Raw genomic sequence first — 18148 nt, 5'->3', positions numbered from 1 at the left:
GGGAGTGAATATAATTAAAGTTAACAATTGTGTCAATTAGGTTGCAAAACTCTTTTTTTGTGATTATTTTGTTATGATATAACGAATTATTATTGCTAATAATGAATAAGTATTAGTTACAAAATAAGTGTAAAACGCAGGTCTAATCACTGAGGAGTAAGCAATAAAAAGTGCATTTTTTCATCAGGTGAAATAGCTATAGTTATGTATTTATTGCTTTTTTATTTTTCTAAGGTAAAACCAGATCACTCCGCTTATTTGTCTGCAATGCGTTTTACACCTGTTTTTAGGGATCCGCAGCTAAGTGCTCTCCACTTGGGTGAAGTAAATTGCTCTCATGTGAGATAGTAATGTGACTTATAAATTGGTTTGTCGGTATATATTATTCATTTTTATTATATCCGTGCTCAATGAAATTTGTCTCAATCACCGAAAGTGACAAGCTATATAAGTTCAACGGGGTAAGCTGGGAGCAGCGGTCAGTTGCCTGCAGAAAACTATGCACACTTAATGACATTGCAGTGGGAAGCGGTCAGGTTTACCTGGTTGCCAGTGTGTATGGCAGCAATGATGGCCCGCAGAATGTGTATACATTGAACAATGGTAAGTTGGTTAAATTTGGTGCTTTTTACAATATTGATGTAGACAGAGAAAGGGTGATCTGGGCTATTTCAAACTACACCCGCACAGTGTTTTACAAGCGCCCGGGTATGAGCGAGTTTGCTGAAGATACGCAAATGAGCCAGCGGGTCTCATCAAATATTGGTGGATAATAAGTCCGAACAGTGACGGTAAGTACTTGCAAATACAGAAAGATATAGTCTGTTTGAGCTATCTCTGCATATCCGTACTGAAAAGGAAGGGGTGATGACTATCACCCCTTTTCATGTTTAGAAGCTGAAGCTCACCTTGGCGTAATATGTCATACCATCAAAGCCATAGGGCAAAGCTCGCAATGGATAGCGCATCGCGCCATTGGTAATGAAGTTAAGCACCTCATCTTCACCCAACTCGTCAGGTGTTTCATCAAACAGGTTATCAATACCAGCAGACAGCGCAATGCTGTCGGTCAACTGGTAGCCCGCGTTGATGTCAACCAGAACGGCCGATTCTACAACACTGGTTTCCTGCCAGCTATTGGTTGGCGACAAGAAATCTGGCAACACTATGTGTCCGCCAGCAAAGTAGCTGACCTCAGTTTTACCAAAGTAATTAAAGCGCAGCAGGGTGTTCCAGTCGTCCTGCTGGTAGTCAAAGGTCAGCGTGGCTCGTTCCCTTGGTTGACCATGGGTCAGGAATGAGCGTCTTTGCGCATCAAGTACAATGTTGTCCGGAATACCCTGAGGCGCGTTAACTTTGTCAATCTCGGTCTTATTTTTGTTCGCTGCAAAGGTGATGTCCAGCTCACCAGCTGCCAGAGCCATTGAGTAGGAGGCGATTAAATCAAATCCCTGAGTTGTTGAATCAAGCGAGTTTGAGAAAAAGTTACCTTGCACGGCGCCGGTGGTTGTTAATGCGGCGTTGGCAGCCGGGAAAGCGTTCAGCTCATCGCTGTTTGCACCAATGAAACTGCCGAGGTTGATGCGGTCGTAAATCTTGATCTGATAGAAATCCAAAGTGACAGACAGGTCGTTGCTGACATCCCAGGCCAGACCTAAGTTATAATTGTCCGAGGATTCCAGTTTCAGGCCTTCCACGCCAAGTGCGGCGGGGAAAGGTGAACCAGCGGTTGCGGTATAAGATGTAGCCAGTGTGCCATCTCCACCGAGTGTCGTGGTAAAAGCGGTATAACCCGATTGTTGCAACGACGGCGCTCTGAAGCCCGTTGAAGCTGCTGCGCGCAGGGCCAAATCTTCAGTCAGTTCGTAGCGGGTTGCCAGTTTCCAGATGGTGTCATCATTTGAGTCAGACACATCTTCGTAGCGCAGTGCTGCACTGATCAGCCAATCTTCATTGAGCAGGGTTTCTGCTTCTATATAAATGGCATGACTGGAACGATCGGCTTTATTGGCAGCATCTGGTCTGAGCCCCTGATAAGCCTGAAAACCACAATCAGCGAAAATTTCAGCATCAATCACCGACGGGAAAGAACGGTCAGAGTTCGAGACACCACATGCATAAGATGCCACTTCACCCGGGACTATCTCATAATTTTCCTTGCGGTATTCGGCTCCCACAGACAGGTAAATCGGCTCGCCGCCGTCTATGTCAATAATGCCGCTGATATCCAAATTGGTGGTCCACTGGTCGAATCGGAAACCACCTGAATACCCGCCTCTGGGGCCGGCATTGTTGGCAATGTCTTGTGCAGATGCATTCGGGTTGTTGGCCAGGTATTCTGCTGCATAAGATGCATTGATGGTATTGGATGACGAATAGTCGTACTGGTTTTCGCCGTATACGCTGGATACATCGAATGCCCAGTCTGGGTTGATATCGCCTTTCAGACCGATTGCAAAGGACAGATCTTCAGCTTCGTTATCGATCCGTGGTAAGAAACCATCCGGATAAACCTGAGGTACATTGCGTTCTGCACGATTAAAGTCGCGGTAAAAGCCGTTACCTAAAGCAGTCCGGTTTGAGAAGCCGGCAAAAGAATACAGTTCTTTGTCACCCACAGGCAGCGCAGCGTTGTAAAACACTGAGATAAACTCACTGTCAGAGTTACCCTGCTTCCAGCGCACATCATCGGATAAAGTTCCTGGCGCTATGGTTGAGGAGCCACCCGTATCACGCTCGGCCCGGTTGGTACCATCGGCATCGCGATATTCTAAAGAGACATTGATAAAGCCGCCCTGGCTGCCCAAATCAAATCCTCGGTTCAGGCCCAGAGAATAGGTATCCCCATCGCCTTCTCCGGTTGATCCAGCCTGTACAAAGCCGGTGGTGACGCCGGTGCTGTCGTTCAAAGAAAGGTTTATAACACCCGCAATGGCATCTGAGCCATAACGCGCCGCGGCGCCGTCTCTGAGTATCTCAACATTCTTCAGCGCCATCATAGGGATGGAGTTCATGTCTGTCCCGGCGGCACCAGCTCCAACCGTGCCAGATAATCCAAAGATTGCCTGAGTATGACGGCGTTTGCCGTTGACCAGAACCAGAGTTTGATCCGGCTGAAGGCCACGTAATGTCGCCGGGCGGAACAGATCCGAGCCATCTGAAACTTGAGTCCGGCTAAAGTTAAACGACGGAGCGATGGATTGCAGACTTTGCCCTAGTTCAGTAAAGCCGCCTTTGTTTAATTGATCGGTATCCAGTATGTCTATGGGAGAGGTCGACTCGGTGGCCGTCCGGTTGGAGACCTTAGAGCCCAATACTGAGATGGTTTCTATGTTTTGTTCATTGGATTGTTCGGCCATCGCGGCGGAGCACGCAAAGAGTGCCAGTGCTACTGGCGAAAGTTTAATAGTCGTTGTCATCACTTCTACTACTCTGTTGATGTTATGTAATTATTCTGTGTTTGTTGAGCAGACGTTGACATAAATCAAATTTGAGTGCAATCGGATTGGACTAAAGTAGAAGATGAATTTTATTCATTTCAATGAAGTGATTTCTCTTAAGTGGCTAAGGAGACTAGCCACTTGAGTGAGAAAAATACATGCTTGTTTATGGCCCACACTGACTCAACCAGGGCGATTCAAGGCAGGTTTGACGTAGTGTCTGCGCATCGCTGAGTGCTATCTGGGCGGCTTCAAATTGGGCTTCCAGTGCGGGTTTTTCGGCCTCACTGGCCACCGCTAAGAACGCTTTGGTGCGTTCCAAGTGTCTGACTGCTTCACCATACTGATGCTCTGCCCACCGCCAGGCTGTCTCATACAGAGTATTACTCATCACAGACGCCCAGTCAGCGGCACCATAGTGGCCTGAATCCTGAAAGCTTTTTACCACAAAGCTACGAGGCACTTTGTCTAAGTCGGCCAAATCCAGCATGAGTCCATTGGGGTCGAAACTATATGCCACGAGTTTCTCCAATGTTTGCAGGCAGGGAGTAATGTTACCGCCCCGGCAGTAGGTAGGTTGCTCGCTGAGTTGCTGCTGCAGCTTAGCTGGTAATGGTCCATTTGAGTTAACATCGACGCTGAATACCGCATTTTCGGCATACTTTTCGATTTCTTTGACCTTAGTGATGGTTTTTTTGAAAAACAGCAAACGTATTTTAATTTTAATGACAAACCGTTTGTAATCTTCTTCGGTCCTAAAATGTAGCCTTGTGTTGACGAACAGATCGCGGCCATAGTTGACCTGATAGACAAAATGGCTACCACAGTCTTTGAGAGCCACGCCGGCTTTTACCTGGCGATCCTCTAAGGTGCTATAGCCCTCATCAAACTTGAGATGAAGCTGCGATGTTAGCGTGCGTTGATCGGTGGCATTACGATGTGTCATTGAAGTCGACACACTACCGGCAATAATGAACAGGTTAACACCGCCATGTACCTCACCGAATGTACGGCGCTTGATCAAGGTCTCGTCAACCCGTTGGAAATAATCCAGGCTACCGCTGAGTTCATTATGCAGCACAGGTGTGCCCTGTAAGCAGGCACCACTGAGCTGGTGCATGTTTGGGTCAAAAGCCCGGCCAAGGTCGTTAGCACCGACTTTTTCACTGTAATAGACCTGGCTGTGTGCTGCGAAAGTGCACCCCAAAGCCAGTAAAGGTAAAAACTTTTTCATATCCGCTCCCTGAAAAGAAATCGCAATGTGCTCCGGCACATTGCGATTAATTATGGCAGGTTATTGCGCAAACGCCGTACCGTAAGTGGTCAGAGCGCCTTCACATAAACGCCAGTTCAGGATCCCACGGGCCGGGGCTGTGACGTCGATGAAAGTCGGAGCCCAACGCATGTTTCTGAAACGTGCGCTTTGCTCCTCAGTGACGATACCGGCACGCACGGCTTCTTGCCTTGCTAATTCGCACTGTTTCCAGTCCTGCTGATCGTTACTTGGCAGTTGCAAGTCAGTCACATTGTAGGTGGCCGGACAGTTTTTACCGCGTTGCACACAGGCACTCTTCATTTCCTGTACCTTGTTTTCACATGCGTAACCAAATGGATTGTCGCGGCAAAATTGTGCGGCATTGAAGAAGAACCAGGCGTTGTCGTAGGCCAGGTCTTTGATCTGCTCTACAGCCAGACGTTGCGATGCCGGTAAATAGGCATAGTAACTATTGAGTAGCTTATCGGCACGTTGCTCATCCAAAATAGCTTGTTTGAAATCATCTTCAAGTTCACTGATCAGCCATTTTGTTGCATTTCTGACTATCTGATACTCAGGTACTAACGCGCGTAACGCCAGTGACGAGTTCTCATAACGCGTGGTGTAGTAACGCACCACATTATAGTCACTCAGCGAGTTTAGCTGCGAGTTGAAACCAGACTTGGCATACTTCACGGCTTCATAAAACATATCAAAACATGGCTCTGGGTTGTCCAGTGAACAGGTGATGATGTTGTTTGGTATGATGGTCAACAGTTGCTTAGGATCGCCCCCTTGCTGGATGGCACGCACCGTGATCTTCACTGAAGATTTAGTTTCGTCCTTGAGGTATCTCAGCTGACCGCCGACGTTGAATACACCCCCATATAAATCTACATCCAGATAACCGCCAATGTCTGATTTGTCTTTGTTGCTACCGTAATCGATCTTAAGGTTTACCAGAACGTTTGCGCCATATTCAATACCGGTTACAAACTCATCGCCAACCAGAGTTTGCAGTTTGGTCTGATGATTGTTGGCAACATCACTGCCCACTTGAGACAGGGTATAGCCCTGGTTTTGGTCTTTAGGTAAGAACAGACGTTTTTTCGGCGTGCTCGAGGCACTAAAAGTGTATGAACTTGAGTAAGTGCTGGAAGCCATTTCTTTAGCTAAAGACGCACCTGCGGATACACGAACAACCGGAAAGTTGACGTCTACATCCACACTGCCGTTCAGGGTATTGAGCATATCATCATAGCTCATATCTATACCGGTTTTAAATTTGAGCTCAGTATTACCAAAGGTCTCATCAATCACACCCGCAACAGGCTGAACATTGAGAAAGCGTTTCTTTTGGCTGTCATATGCTGTGCCCATGGCAACATGATCATTGATCAAGCCTGAGATCACGGAACCAGACAAGTTGGCGCTTGAAATGTTCGCCTCTTTTTCTTGCGCAGCAAGGCTTTGTCCTGTCATTGCCAGTGCAAAAACAGATAAATAAATAGGTTTCATATCATCTTTCCTTAACGAACCGTTACAAGGTAGTCTTCGACTTCACCATATTGAATACGGGAGCACGCGTTGTCTGAGCCACCACCCGCATCGGTTGCAATGCGCATCAATGTTGTGCCCTGGGGTACATCCGCAGGAATGTCCATGGTAAATTTGAATACCCCATCTGATGCAGATTTGTAGACCATTTCACTGTTGTCTAGCTGGCCATTGTGATCCCAGTCAACCCAGACTCGTGCAACGACGTACGAAGGATAGTCAGGTTCCAGATTGCCTGGCGTGATAGACACCTTGACGCTCCGGTTTGCAGGCAACGTAGCCACTTTTCCTGACACCATAGTGTGGGCTTTGGTGCCCGACTGATGTTCGAAATCCTCAATGGTTACTTTGGAAATCCATTCCCACTCGTTGTCAAAGCTGGCATTGTCGCAGTAGTTATGTGACAGCACAGTAGTTTTCAATGCCACAGGCTGATACTCTGGCGGCATAAGCGTACATGCCTGACTATCACTGGTGCCTGCAACCCAGTTGTAAGGATTGCTGAAATCTTCATTCGCAAAGGTCACATATTGCGCTTTGCCTGCAGCGATTTTATCTGCCGACAACCACAGCTCTTTAAGCTGGCGTAATTTCTCTTCTTTGCTGACAATGTCACGGGTATCGAACATCTGCTCCCACAGTTCAACGAGTAAACCGTCGTAGCATTTTTGCATCCAGGCGAATCTGCCCTGAGCCTCAGTAACCGTTAGCATGTCACCAAGCTCGCTATAGCGGGCTGCCTGTAGTTGGGCATCGCTGAGATCCTGTGCCTGTGCAGTGGCGGCCAGCAGGGGTAATGCCAGGGCGGCAGACACAATCGATGTGCTTATAGAAAACTTTTTCATAATGGTATCCTTACTTTAATACGGCGCTGATAGCGCTGTAGTCGCGATAGTAAGCTAAGTTGCCTGACTCATAGTCGAGGCAGTAATTTCCTTCAGGATTGCGTTCGCAGTAGTCGACCATATCTGCGAATAAGTTGGCGTTGGCGCGACTGGATGTTTCGATTTCCTGTAATTGATTCAGCTGCTCTGCGCTAAATTGTGCGGCATAATAACGCTGTAGATTCTTCGCTCTGCGGTATGTCAGTCGCTCTTCAATCCAGCGGGAAGTTAACTCTTTAATAACGAGTTTTGTCAGGTAGTTGACCGGAGTGTAGCCCGCGTCTGGGATTAACTGTTGCAAACCTGCGCCAGAGTCCAGGTATTTTGTGACATAACTATCAGTGATATTGTAATCATCCAGTGAATTAAACTGGTTGATGTAATCTGATTTTAAGTAGTTTACAGCGGCTTCGAACAGGTTGAAGCATGGCTCAGGGTTCAGCAGCGTACAACGCATAATGCCATTAGGAATGATGTTCAACAGTCGGTTTGGATCGCCGCCGCTCTGATAGCCGCTGATGGAAATTTTAACGGACTGGCGTTTTTCCTCATCAATCTTTTGCAGCTGACCATCAACCTTAACCTTACCTATCCAGTCGACACTGAGGTAACCACCGATCTGACGTTTGTCTTCCTCATTGCGATAATCAATTTTCATGTTGATCACGACGTTGGAGCCATAGGCAAAACCTTGTACAAAGCCATCGCCCAGATTTGCCGCTTTGTTACCCGGATATGCCTGAGCCAGCTCTGTTGCGGCCTGCGTTGGCTGGTATCCTTGGTCTGAACTTGGCATTAGGATGCGAGACTTAGGTTTGACTGATGAGTACACGGTATAGGTACCTGTGTAACGGTCTGCGCTGATATCTTTGGCATAGTTTGCGCCCGCGTCAACGCGCACAGCCGGGAATTTAAAGCCGGCATCGACCTTACCGTCGATAAGTTTGAGTGCCTGTTCATATCTCAGATCTACACCAACGCGAAAGTCGATGCTGGTATTTCCCAGGTGCTCAACGGCCATGCCTTGTACAGACTGAATGCCCAGCAAGACATCGCCTTTACTTTGATGTGCTGTACCAAGTGGCACCAAATCGATGCTTTTTGCCTCTGCTGAAAGCGGGGCTAATTCGCTGAGTTTCTCTGGCGTTTTGGTTGCCTGCGCAAGGGCCTGGGATGTCGTTAGTGCCAGCGCAAGGCAAATGAATTGATTTTTATTCATTGTGTTCACTCCGTGAAGAGGCCCCTTTAGAGGCCTCACTGGTTTGTTTCCTGCTTACTGAATGCTGTTTAGGTAATCTTTATGCCAAGCTTCAGGAATTCGATTTAGGACGTCTTGTGTTGTTTCCACTTCGTCCTCAAATTCATTGTCACTTTGCATTGCCAGATCGCCTACCTGCAGGCCATTTGCAAACATTGAGAAAGTCTCACCGGTAATGTGCTTTGGATCATCCGAGGTGCGAGCCAGTTTGAGGTTGTAAACATTGTCCTCGTATTTCACTTGTTCGATCTTAGTGACCAGCTCCAGGCCATTGGCCGTATGAATACGGTCACCTTGTTGAACCTTGTTGGCCCAAGCCGAGACACCCGATTGAGTGACTACTGGGTGCGATTCAGTCAGTAGCAGCTCTTTACCAGAATCTGTGGTGATCTTGATCATAGGTAAGGCTTCAACACCGATTGATACGTCTTTGATTTCAAGCGGCATGTGTGAGTTAGGTGCAAATTGACTGGCGCCAAGTACCAGATCGCCAACCTGTAACTGTTCGATAGGCAGTTGCTTGCCATTGGCCAGCATGATCATCGACCCTTTCGCCAGACAGCTATACACCATCTGCATCGGTGGATGCTCAATATCGGTCCAGGTTTGCTCTTCAGGCATGTCTGTGCTGCCCACAACGTAGGTGAAATTACGCAGGCGTTTTCTGCCACGCATTTCCTGCTCAACTTCAATCGACAGGTTCATGATCCAGTGCGCATCGGCATAACGGCCGTAGAGAGTTGCGTCACCAAATACCCCTTTTGAGCGTGGGATATTCCATGAGATACGAGTGTAATCGTAGACGTTGTCACCGACTTGCTTTTGCAAATATTTCAGCGATATGTGATCAGAGAAAAGGTGTTCTGAGCCCTGGTAACCCCCTAATTTGGATGCACCACCGCCTTCTTTAGTCTGAATGAAAATTTCGGTGCCATGGTATAGGCCCATCGGTTGGGTGCCCGCAGGTTTGATAGCATAGCTCGGGTTACCATTGGCGTCATAAGTGACATCTTTAGTGCTCCAGTCCGGGCGATAGATTTTGGTCACTTTACCCATGACATCACGAAAACCAGAAAATGGTACAAGTACCTTTAACTGATCATTAGGGGTACCGTGAGGGTAGACCGCGTCGTAGTCACAGTCAGCGTATTTGCGGTTCAGGCAGATTTTGATCCGGTCCAGTGTTGAGTCTGCGTTGATCTCTTTTAAATCAACCGGGTTGGTGACGGCACTTTCCAGAAGCGCACCTTGCTGAATAGTCGGCATAGATGACGAGGGGAGTGCTTCAGTCCATGCCTGAGTTGATGCAGTGGCGTGCTTTAAATTCTGACTCGCTGAAAGCGCATTCTGATAGCCTAACTCGGCTAGCAGAGTCTCTTTAGAATATTCAACGATGGTGTTTTTGTCTTCAGCAACTTCATTGCCATTTTCATCGATATACACCACAGTCACCCAGGCATCAGCGAAAATTTGCTCTGCAGCAAGCAGCCTTGGCATGATATCGCTGAGCTTACCAAGCGACGCTATGTCCATACGCTTTTTGGAAATCCCTTCACCATAGTACTCAGCAAATCGAGGAATGGTGATGTCCTGGCCATTTTCGTCAATCAGCGCAATGTCGATAAAGGTATAAGTGGTTGATGCCACTTCACTGTTGATGGCGGAGATCATCACGTACTCAGTGCCAGACGCGTCCTTAACGGCTCTCAACCCCATGTGCTTGAAAAACGAACATACTTTATCAGCGTTACAATTTGCGCTGATACTATTGCTCAGGCTGCTAAGCTGCTCTGTCTGAGCAGCTTTGAGCCCAAATTTTTTCGCCTGTTCGCGTTTGTCCAACAGGTTGAATAAATGCGGACGGTTACTCTTATTAAGGCCATGCTTACTCAGTCGTTGTTGTACTTTTTCTGCACTGCTCAATGCCTGAAATTTTAAAGCAGACTTAGGTAAAGCGGTGCTATTTTCGGACAAAGCGGTGCTATTTTCGGACAAAGGACTCGCGACAGTAGCAAGAGAAGCCCCTCCCAAAGCAGCGATGACTGCTAGGCTAACAAGTTTCATAAAGTTTCCTTTTTGAGTGGTTTTATGAGGTAGCTCGTAGGCAAAGTGACCTTTGCCTACATGACTGCGAGCGGTTTAGTTAATATCGGGTGACTTTGATTTTGAGATCTTCAATTTCACCGTAATTAAATCTGTTACAAGCATCTGACTTATAATCATTGGTTGGACGCTCTTCTAATTTAGAGCGCAATACAAACCATTTTGACCAGTCCCAGGTGCTGACATTGGGCAGTGTCAGTGATTTTGTTGCGCTGATCCGGCAATATTCAGAACCGGAAATTGTGGTGCACTGGCTATTGTCTATCCAATAGTTGTAGTTTGGATCGTTGTCTAACCCGGATTCAGCAGGCGCGAACTCCTCGTTGCCGTCTGCATCCAGCCAAATGGTGAAGCGTACATCTCGGTTACCGTTTTGCAGTAAGTTTTCGGCAGTAGAGCGAGGTATCAGATTAGTCATGATTTCGACACTAATATAAGTTCTTCTCTTAATGTTGGTGCCGTTTAAAGTGTTCAGGCTGTAGCCGTCACGGTTGAAGCCTGCTGCAGAGGGGACATTGGCAAGTAGTGTTGAATAATTGAATAACTTCATATCGTCGATATAGATGACATCGGCATTGGCGCCGTCACTGATTTTAGCTGGACATGCGTTTACGGGATCCAGTGAGATGCTGGTTTGCTTGGTATCTGTCTCACTTTGATCGGCGTACTGTATTTGTAACGATACATTAAATTGACCGCCGCTGGCTGGATAGTCAATTATCCCGGGCTCTCGTGCGGTACTGGTGCGGTTATCAAAACCAAATTGCCAAAAGAATTGTGGGCTTTTAGCGTCATTGACCTGAGAGGTGTTAGTGAATTTGACTCGGTTACCATCCAGATACTGCACCTCAAAATCAGAGATCAGCGGCAGGTTATCAGAGTCCACATCCATCATCACATCCACAACCTGAGCGTTGTCTGCAACACCACAGGCGTCTAGCAGTGAATAGTCAAACTCGGTGTTAGTAATGGCGACACGTAGCAGGCCAAGACCACGATTAGTTTGCTGATCAAGCGTGAACTTCACGTTATTCCCTGCGATGGTTTGATTTGAGAGTATTGCTTCATTCGATTCCATCAGCCCGTTTTTATTGCCATCAAAATACACGGAAACACGTTTTCCGCTCAGATTCTGTGCAAAGCTCAGAGTGTGCTCTCTCGGTTTTGCGACGGGCCAGGGCGTGTCTAGTTTTGCTCTGTATCCGGCGCTGAGCCCTGACAAAGTAAAGTTATTGATAGACAGAGTGCTGGTGTGTAACACAGCGTTGTTTATAAATGGCTCACAGCGCAATGCAGCTGGGCGACTATAAAAGTGGTTATAAGCCGACTGAGTTGTCTGGTTACCAGTTTGATCCTCGGTGGTTACATTGACAGAGAATCGGATCAGGGTGTCTTCAACAACCTGTTTGCTGCGTTGTAAAAAGGGATAGATGGGCGTGCCACTATCGCGCTGCCAGCTCTCGCTCTGGCCGTCTCCCCAGTTCACGTCGATGCTGCGAATGGTATCCTGAGTGATACGGCTTAAATCATAGCTGGCCTGGTTGTAGTTAAGCCATGCATCGGCATCCAATGTCGACAGTCCGATTCCAGTAGAAATACCGACACCAGCAAGGCTGAGAGATACGTCTGATTTTATCTGGTTCAAAGATTTGTTGCCGACTTGAATGTGGGCGGTTTGATCGATCAGGCAGAAGCCAAATTCATTTAAAGACATGCCAGAGAAAACACAGCCAGACGTGTTGGCGCGCAAAAATAAGCGATAGGCTTGCTGGATGGTCCAGCCCTGTGTTTTTACAAGCTCATAGAACGCTTTTCTTAGTACACCGCCATTGTCATGACCTGTTTTGGCTGTGGTAAAATCTTTGACGTGATCTATGCTTCGGCCATCCCAGGAAGGTAGCTCAAAGAAGCGTGCCGCTTTATCCTGTGGGAACACATCCCAGCCATACCACCACTTACGGTTCTTAGTGTACAACCCCGTTTGATCGGTAAATTGATCAGCAAATGCCTGAGACTGTGTGTAAGCGCCTGATGCGGTATGTTGATAATAGTCGAGTATTGCAATCGCAGAGATATCGGATAGCCCTTCGTTAATTGCACTGTCGACGTCCTCTCTTCCCAGTCCTGAATTCCACTCGGTAATGGCATGGGCTATTTCGTGTGCGGCGATACTCATACCAGTCAGAGCAAAATACTCATATCCTCCGTTGCCCGAGCCATAGTTAACAAATTCACCATCCCAGGACGCGGAGTTAGTGCCAAAAATGGTGTTTCGGTTTACTTTCTGGGAAAGCGGTTTAATGCAGTAGCCATTGCTGTCACAGTCAAGGCTTTGCTGTGGGTACAAAGTCTTGAGTTGTGTGTGGAAATACTGCATCACCAGGCCAGCGTTAAAATGTGCTTCGTTTGCCGGGCTGTAGCTGTAGTAGGCGTCAAATGTTTGGTCAATTTCGCGTTTTACAAAGTTTTCGTTATTCGTCTGACAGACATAAGAAACCGGAGTAGTTTCGGAGACCGTTGCATCGTAAGTGACCACATAAGGGTTATCTAAAATACAGTTATTGTTTTCCTTTTTGACGATGAATGGGTAGCCATTAAATTCGGAAAAAATGGCGTTCTGGCTCAGGTCTTCAAATCTGAGCTCTGCACCTTTGGGGGCAATTTCGTCAAATTGGTAACTGGTACAGTTTTGCATACTGTCAGGACTGGGGGAGTAACATATTGCACCTAGCTTGTCGTTGCCACCTATACCGCCACCTGCAACATACCCAGCATCTTTTAGCGAGTCTTGAGAAAACGCAAAGGACATATTGTAGGACTTAGAAACGACAGTAAGATCGTCACCACTGAGCAGTATCTTTTCTTTTCTATCTTCAAATGTCGCCAAGACTTCTATGACAGGGACCAACATATCGCTTTTGATAAAAAAGGCCTTTTCGTAACTGTATTTGGTAACATTACTTAACTCGGGCAGTGCTTCAAGGCGCTGACTGAGCTGAGTATGTGCCATATCGTGAAACTGAGCCTGTCCCTGAGGTGCAATCCCGGAGATTAAACTGCCCATTGCCTGGCGGATCTCACCATTATTGTTGCGTACAACCACCAGGTTACTCGATAACACCGGATAATTTCCGACATAAGCACGATAGTGTTCATAGACAGTAGGAGCACCTGTTCTTTTTGTTAATTTATAGTGAACATTCTGTGCTGTTTTTTCTGCAGTTAGCCTGCCTGTCCCAAGTGTTGACGCTGGAAATGAGTGAGGATGACTTTCTGAAATTACCTGCTTCAGGTCGTCCCACAGAAATTGCTTGTTATGCAGTGATTGAGATTTGATGTCAGCGAGTGCACTGGAAATGGGCAGCGCAGCAACACCTAAACCAAATAAGTACCCCAAATGTTTCATGCAGTTTGTCCTTAATGAGTGTCAATATGTGGCCTTGTAGACCTTGATTAGTTGGAAAACTCTAATGCCAGTGTTGGATAGTATATAAATTAAATAAATTGTTGCAAATGTTTATTTTATGTTCATTTTGTGTTTCTTTTGGGTTTATTTTTAAGTCTGCAATAATTTGCTGGAAAGTGTCTTCCCATGTCATTGTTTTTGTTTCTACAGCTTAAGAAGTGGATAATTGTGGATTGCGAGGATTGGAATAAAAATTTCTTATTTTGATAATCTTGGTGATGTGATAATTCTGTTAAAGACAGTGGCGGAAGGGGAACTTGATCTACTTTTGCAGCAATGCGTAGATCAAGTTAATCATTTTTGCGGGTTTATTGGATGGCTATTTTGCAGCGGTTGCAAGCCATTTTGCGATGCGCTCATACATGAAATCCCGAATGAGAGGTTGAGCTTTTTCATTGGGGTGCAGATTATCGTTTTGCATCAGGCTGCGATCTGCTGCAATGGGCAGCATAAAGTAATCCATTAAATAGGCGCCAGTTTGTTCTGCTACCAGAGGGTAGCTATCGGCAAACAGGGTGCTGTAGCGCTGACCATAATTGGGCGGGATCTGGATCTGCATTAATGCTACCTTGGCCCCATTTGCCAGGCTTTTGTCAACCAGCTCGCGCAGATGTTTGCGGATCAGCTTAGGCGGAAACCCCCGCAGGCCATCATTGGCACCCAGCTCTATCAGTACGTGGCTGGGCTGATGGCTTTCAAGTTGTTTATCTATCGTCAGCAGCGCATTATCTGTGGTTTGTCCCGAGACACTAGTATTGATCAGAGTGATCGCTTTTTGCTCCGTCTCGTATTTATTTTGTAACAAATTAACCCAGGACGGTGCTTGTTTGAGACCATAACCGGCGCTTAAGCTATCACCAATGATCATAATTTTGGTATCGTTGGCGTTCGCTTTTAATACGAAAAGTGTGCCGAAGATCAATACCACCAGTTGTAGGAAAAATCGCATCATGTCAGTGCTTTCTCAGTTAAATATAATTCAGGTTAAGGAGTTGGGTAAAACCGTCAGTACCTTTGAGGGTGACCTCACTATCCTTAGCGATATCAATTTTTCTGTCAAGTCAGGGGAGTCAGTGGCAGTGGTTGGCACATCTGGCTCGGGAAAATCAACGTTACTTAGTTTGCTGGCTGGTTTGGACATTGCCAGCAAAGGGGAAGTTTACCTCGATGGTGAAGCACTTCATCAACTTAATGAAGAGCAACGCGCACGCCTCAGGGCTGAAAAGGTTGGTTTTGTATTTCAGTCCTTTATGTTGGTGCAAAGTCTGACGGCATTGGAAAATGTGATGCTGCCTGCGGAACTGGCAGGCGAAAAAAATGCCCGTGAGCAGGCCCAGGCGCTGCTGGAAAAAGTGGGGCTGGCCCATCGGGTGGGTCACTATCCTTCGCAGCTGTCGGGAGGAGAGCAACAACGTGTTGCTATCGCGCGAGCATTTATCGGAACACCAAAAATTCTGTTTGCCGATGAGCCCTCCGCAAATCTGGACTCAAAAAATGGCCACCTAATCGAGAGTCTGTTGTTCGATTTAAACAAGCAGCATGGCACAACCTTAATCCTGGTGACACACGACGAAGATCTGGCAAAACAGTGTGACCGCATCATTCACATCGAAGGCGGTCAGCTGGCAAAGATCCGTGACGGAGAAGGAGTAGCGGCACATGTGGGCTAAACTGGCGCTGAGATTATTTTTTCGCGAGTTGCGCCGTGGCGAGCTGACCATCATTTTTGCCGCTATTGCCTTGGCGGTGCTGACGGTCTTCAGTCTGAGCTCAGTCACAGAACGGATCCGGCTCAATATTGAACAGAAGTCTGCCGACTTCATCGCCGCGGATCGTCGCTTGTCGAGTAACCATGAGCTAGATGAACGCTACCTCAAGGTCGCACAAGACTTTGGGCTCGAAACGGCACAAAATATCTTCTTCGACTCCATGCTATTCGCAGATGATGAATTGGTGCTTGGGTCGATTAAAGCGGTGAGCAATAGCCACCCGTTGCGCGGCAAGATCACACTCAGAGATACATTGGAAGGTGAGCAATACGACATTGCTGCGGCGCCCAATAAAGGAGAAGCCTGGCTCAGTGAAGGGCTGTTTTACACGCTTGGCCTCAAAGTGGGTGATCAGGTAGAAATTGGTGCGGGTATGTTTACCGTCACAAAAGTGCTGGTACAGGAACCTGATTCTGCTTTTTTCTCGTTGGCTGGCAATAAACGTGTGTTACTGAATATTGCCGACATACCAACCACGCAAGCCGTGCAGCCTGGCAGTGATGTTTTTTACCGCTTACTGTTCTCTGGTGATGAGCAGATCCTGAAAGAGTATTATAACTGGCTTAAACCGCAATTAAGAGAAAACCAGAACTGGCAGGGTGTTAAAGACAGACAGTCCCCTTTGGGTGAAAACCTGGAACGCTCGGAACGGTTTTTACTGTTGGCGGGTTTATTCGGCATTATGTTGGCGGCGGTTGCTATGGCGGTATCTGCTAAACGCTATTGCGAACGTCAGTATGATCCGGTTGCTATGATGAAAACCTTAGGAGGCAGCCGCGACACAATCAAACGGATATTTTTGATGCACTTGTCGCTGGTCACTTTGAGTTCTTTGCTCATTGGCTTGGCAATTGGCTATGGTTTACAGGAGGTCGCCGTTGACTATCTGACACGCTTTGTTGCTAACGAGCTACCGGCTGCCGGGCCTCGCCCGTGGATTTTGTCTATTGCCATCGGGGTGGTGTGTGCGTTGATGTTTTCTCTCAAACCGCTATTGGACCTGTTCGACATTCCTCCGTTACGGGTACTCAGAAGAAGTTTGGGTGACAAACTGGCTGTCAGCCGCATACATATGGCGGTGTCGGTTGGCACCATATTCATGCTGATGTGGCTATTCAGTGGCGATATCAAAACCACCTTACTGTTGTTTGCCGGCACCGCCACCCTGATGGCCGTGTTGTTTGGTTTGTCTCGATTGTTTTTCAGTGCGGGTCGCAAACTTGGCCTGAGCCCTGGGAACAGCTGGTCTCTGGCCATTGCGACCTTGCAAAAGCGCGCTAACGCAAATGCTGTGCAACTGATCAGTTTTGCATTGGCTATTAAGCTGATGTTGTTTTTGTTTGTGCTTAAAAACGACATGATCTCTGACTGGCAAATGCAGGTACCTGAGGATGCGCCCAATGCGTTTTTGATCAACATTGGCGAGCGTGATGTTGACCAGTTCAAACAATTTTTTGCTGAGCAGAACATCCACCACGAGGCGTTTTATCCGGTCTTTCGGGGTCGAGTCAATGCTTTAAACGGAGAGGCGTTTGCACGTCGGGTATCCAAGCAAGAAGGGGAGCAGGAACAAGACGATGCGCGCAGTGGCGTGGGTCGTGAACTCAATCTGACCTGGACGGACACGCTGCCCGATGGTAACGAAGTTCTGGAAGGTCAGTGGTTTGAGCAAACCGATGAATTGCAGGTGTCTGTATTTGAAGGGACAGCAGAGCGGGTCGGCATTGAGTTAGGAGACACGCTAACTTTCCTGGTGAATACACAGACATTCGAAGCGAAAGTAACCAGTATTCGCAGCGTTGATTGGGGAACACTCAAGCCAAACTTCGTAATGATCTTTAACTCGGCAATGGCCGAACGACTACCGGTGACTTATTTCACCGCGGCCAAACTGGAAGAAAACCATGTGCGTCCGATCAGCCGGATGTTATTGCAGTACCCCACCGTGAGTATGATTGACATCAAAAATAACATAGCTCAGGTGCAGTCGATGATAGCTCAGGTATCGCTGGCAATCGGGTTTGTGTTATCTATTGTATTGATCAGCGGTGCGCTGGTCCTTATCTCTCAGGTACAAGCCAGTCTTGCGGAGCGTATGCAGGAGGTGGTTATTCTTCGTACCCTGGGGGCCAGAGGTAGACTGATTAAGCTTGCGACGCTCTATGAATTTTTATTACTAGGGGCACTTGCGGGTTTCGTAGCAGCGCTGGTGAGCGATATCACGCTATTGATCATTCAGCAGCAACTGTTTGATGTTGAGGGTCGCCTGCATCCATACGTTTGGCTTTTAGGACCGCTGTCCGGCGCGTCTTTTGTGGCACTGATAGGGTATTTTATGGTGGCACATACGATGCGGCAAAATACCCAGGGGTTGTTACGTAAAGTGGCCTAGTCGTCTTGTGACGAAATGCCGTGG

11 protein-coding genes are annotated in these 18148 nt (G+C 47.3%); 3 read left to right on the top strand and 8 right to left on the bottom strand.

Annotated features, from left to right (window positions below; genetic code table 11):
• Positions 1 to 410: 410 nt before the first annotated feature.
• The gene (locus CWB99_RS17305) at positions 411 to 773 is read left to right on the top strand and encodes a hypothetical protein (RefSeq protein WP_138551159.1); all 363 of its coding nucleotides are present in this window, start codon (positions 411 to 413) and stop codon (positions 771 to 773) included.
• 117 nt (positions 774 to 890) lie between these two features.
• On the opposite strand, the gene CWB99_RS17300 is transcribed toward CWB99_RS17305, so the two are convergent.
• From CWB99_RS17300 to CWB99_RS17265, 8 genes are all read right to left on the bottom strand, one after another.
• The gene (locus CWB99_RS17300; protein WP_138551160.1) at positions 891 to 3419 is read right to left on the bottom strand and encodes a TonB-dependent receptor plug domain-containing protein; all 2529 of its coding nucleotides are present in this window, start codon (positions 3417 to 3419) and stop codon (positions 891 to 893) included.
• 187 nt (positions 3420 to 3606) lie between these two features.
• Positions 3607 to 4674 carry a hypothetical protein gene (locus CWB99_RS17295; RefSeq protein ID WP_138551161.1) on the bottom strand — a complete coding sequence of 356 codons (1068 nt, stop codon included), beginning with the start codon at positions 4672 to 4674 and terminating at the stop codon, positions 3607 to 3609.
• Between the two features lie 60 nt (positions 4675 to 4734).
• A complete protein-coding gene (locus CWB99_RS17290; protein WP_138551162.1) occupies positions 4735 to 6213 on the bottom strand; it encodes an internalin in 1479 nt (492 codons plus the stop codon).
• A gap of 11 nt (positions 6214 to 6224) precedes the next feature.
• Entirely contained in the window at positions 6225 to 7097 is an 873-nt protein-coding gene (locus CWB99_RS17285) for a GEVED domain-containing protein (protein ID WP_249331971.1), read from the bottom strand.
• 10 nt (positions 7098 to 7107) lie between these two features.
• On the bottom strand, positions 7108 to 8355 hold the full coding sequence (locus CWB99_RS17280) for a hypothetical protein (protein WP_138551163.1): 1248 nt from the start codon (positions 8353 to 8355) through the stop codon (positions 7108 to 7110).
• 54 nt (positions 8356 to 8409) lie between these two features.
• Positions 8410 to 10458 (bottom strand): Hint domain-containing protein, encoded by a 2049-nt coding sequence (locus tag CWB99_RS17275; RefSeq protein WP_138551164.1) that lies wholly within the window; start codon positions 10456 to 10458, stop codon positions 8410 to 8412.
• A 79-nt stretch (positions 10459 to 10537) separates the two neighbouring features.
• Complete coding sequence (locus tag CWB99_RS17270) at positions 10538 to 13903, bottom strand: M4 family metallopeptidase (protein WP_138551165.1); 3366 nt, start codon at positions 13901 to 13903, stop codon at positions 10538 to 10540.
• Between the two features lie 379 nt (positions 13904 to 14282).
• Complete coding sequence (locus CWB99_RS17265; protein ID WP_138551166.1) at positions 14283 to 14915, bottom strand: arylesterase; 633 nt, start codon at positions 14913 to 14915, stop codon at positions 14283 to 14285.
• Here CWB99_RS17265 and CWB99_RS17260 point away from each other — a divergent pair.
• Both CWB99_RS17260 and CWB99_RS17255 read left to right on the top strand, forming a co-directional pair.
• On the top strand, positions 14914 to 15633 hold the full coding sequence (locus tag CWB99_RS17260) for an ABC transporter ATP-binding protein (RefSeq protein WP_138551167.1): 720 nt from the start codon (positions 14914 to 14916) through the stop codon (positions 15631 to 15633). The two genes, CWB99_RS17265 and CWB99_RS17260, sit on opposite strands and share 2 nt — an antisense overlap.
• On the top strand, positions 15623 to 18124 hold the full coding sequence (locus CWB99_RS17255) for an ABC transporter permease (protein ID WP_138551168.1): 2502 nt from the start codon (positions 15623 to 15625) through the stop codon (positions 18122 to 18124). Before CWB99_RS17260 ends, CWB99_RS17255 begins: the two co-directional genes overlap by 11 nt.
• Positions 18125 to 18148 lie beyond the last annotated feature (24 nt).

The sequence above is a fragment of the Pseudoalteromonas rubra genome, from assembly GCF_005887095.1.
GTDB classification, from domain to species: domain Bacteria; phylum Pseudomonadota; class Gammaproteobacteria; order Enterobacterales; family Alteromonadaceae; genus Pseudoalteromonas; species Pseudoalteromonas rubra_E.
This window is presented reverse-complemented; position numbering and strand designations above follow the sequence as displayed.

What these genes read in the sequence shown, in the direction of transcription:
- CWB99_RS17255 (WP_138551168.1), top strand. Translation starts at nt 15,623, where the DNA reads ATGTGGGCTAAACTGGCGCTGAGATTATTTTTTCGCGAGTTGCGCCGT.
- CWB99_RS17305 (WP_138551159.1), top strand. Translation starts at nt 411, where the DNA reads ATGAAATTTGTCTCAATCACCGAAAGTGACAAGCTATATAAGTTCAAC.
- CWB99_RS17270 (WP_138551165.1), bottom strand. Translation starts at nt 13,903, where the DNA reads ATGAAACATTTGGGGTACTTATTTGGTTTAGGTGTTGCTGCGCTGCCC.
- CWB99_RS17295 (WP_138551161.1), bottom strand. Translation starts at nt 4,674, where the DNA reads ATGAAAAAGTTTTTACCTTTACTGGCTTTGGGGTGCACTTTCGCAGCA.
- CWB99_RS17265 (WP_138551166.1), bottom strand. Translation starts at nt 14,915, where the DNA reads ATGATGCGATTTTTCCTACAACTGGTGGTATTGATCTTCGGCACACTT.
- CWB99_RS17280 (WP_138551163.1), bottom strand. Translation starts at nt 8,355, where the DNA reads ATGAATAAAAATCAATTCATTTGCCTTGCGCTGGCACTAACGACATCC.
- CWB99_RS17275 (WP_138551164.1), bottom strand. Translation starts at nt 10,458, where the DNA reads ATGAAACTTGTTAGCCTAGCAGTCATCGCTGCTTTGGGAGGGGCTTCT.
- CWB99_RS17300 (WP_138551160.1), bottom strand. Translation starts at nt 3,419, where the DNA reads ATGACAACGACTATTAAACTTTCGCCAGTAGCACTGGCACTCTTTGCG.
- CWB99_RS17285 (WP_249331971.1), bottom strand. Translation starts at nt 7,097, where the DNA reads ATGAAAAAGTTTTCTATAAGCACATCGATTGTGTCTGCCGCCCTGGCA.
- CWB99_RS17290 (WP_138551162.1), bottom strand. Translation starts at nt 6,213, where the DNA reads ATGAAACCTATTTATTTATCTGTTTTTGCACTGGCAATGACAGGACAA.
- CWB99_RS17260 (WP_138551167.1), top strand. Translation starts at nt 14,914, where the DNA reads ATGTCAGTGCTTTCTCAGTTAAATATAATTCAGGTTAAGGAGTTGGGT.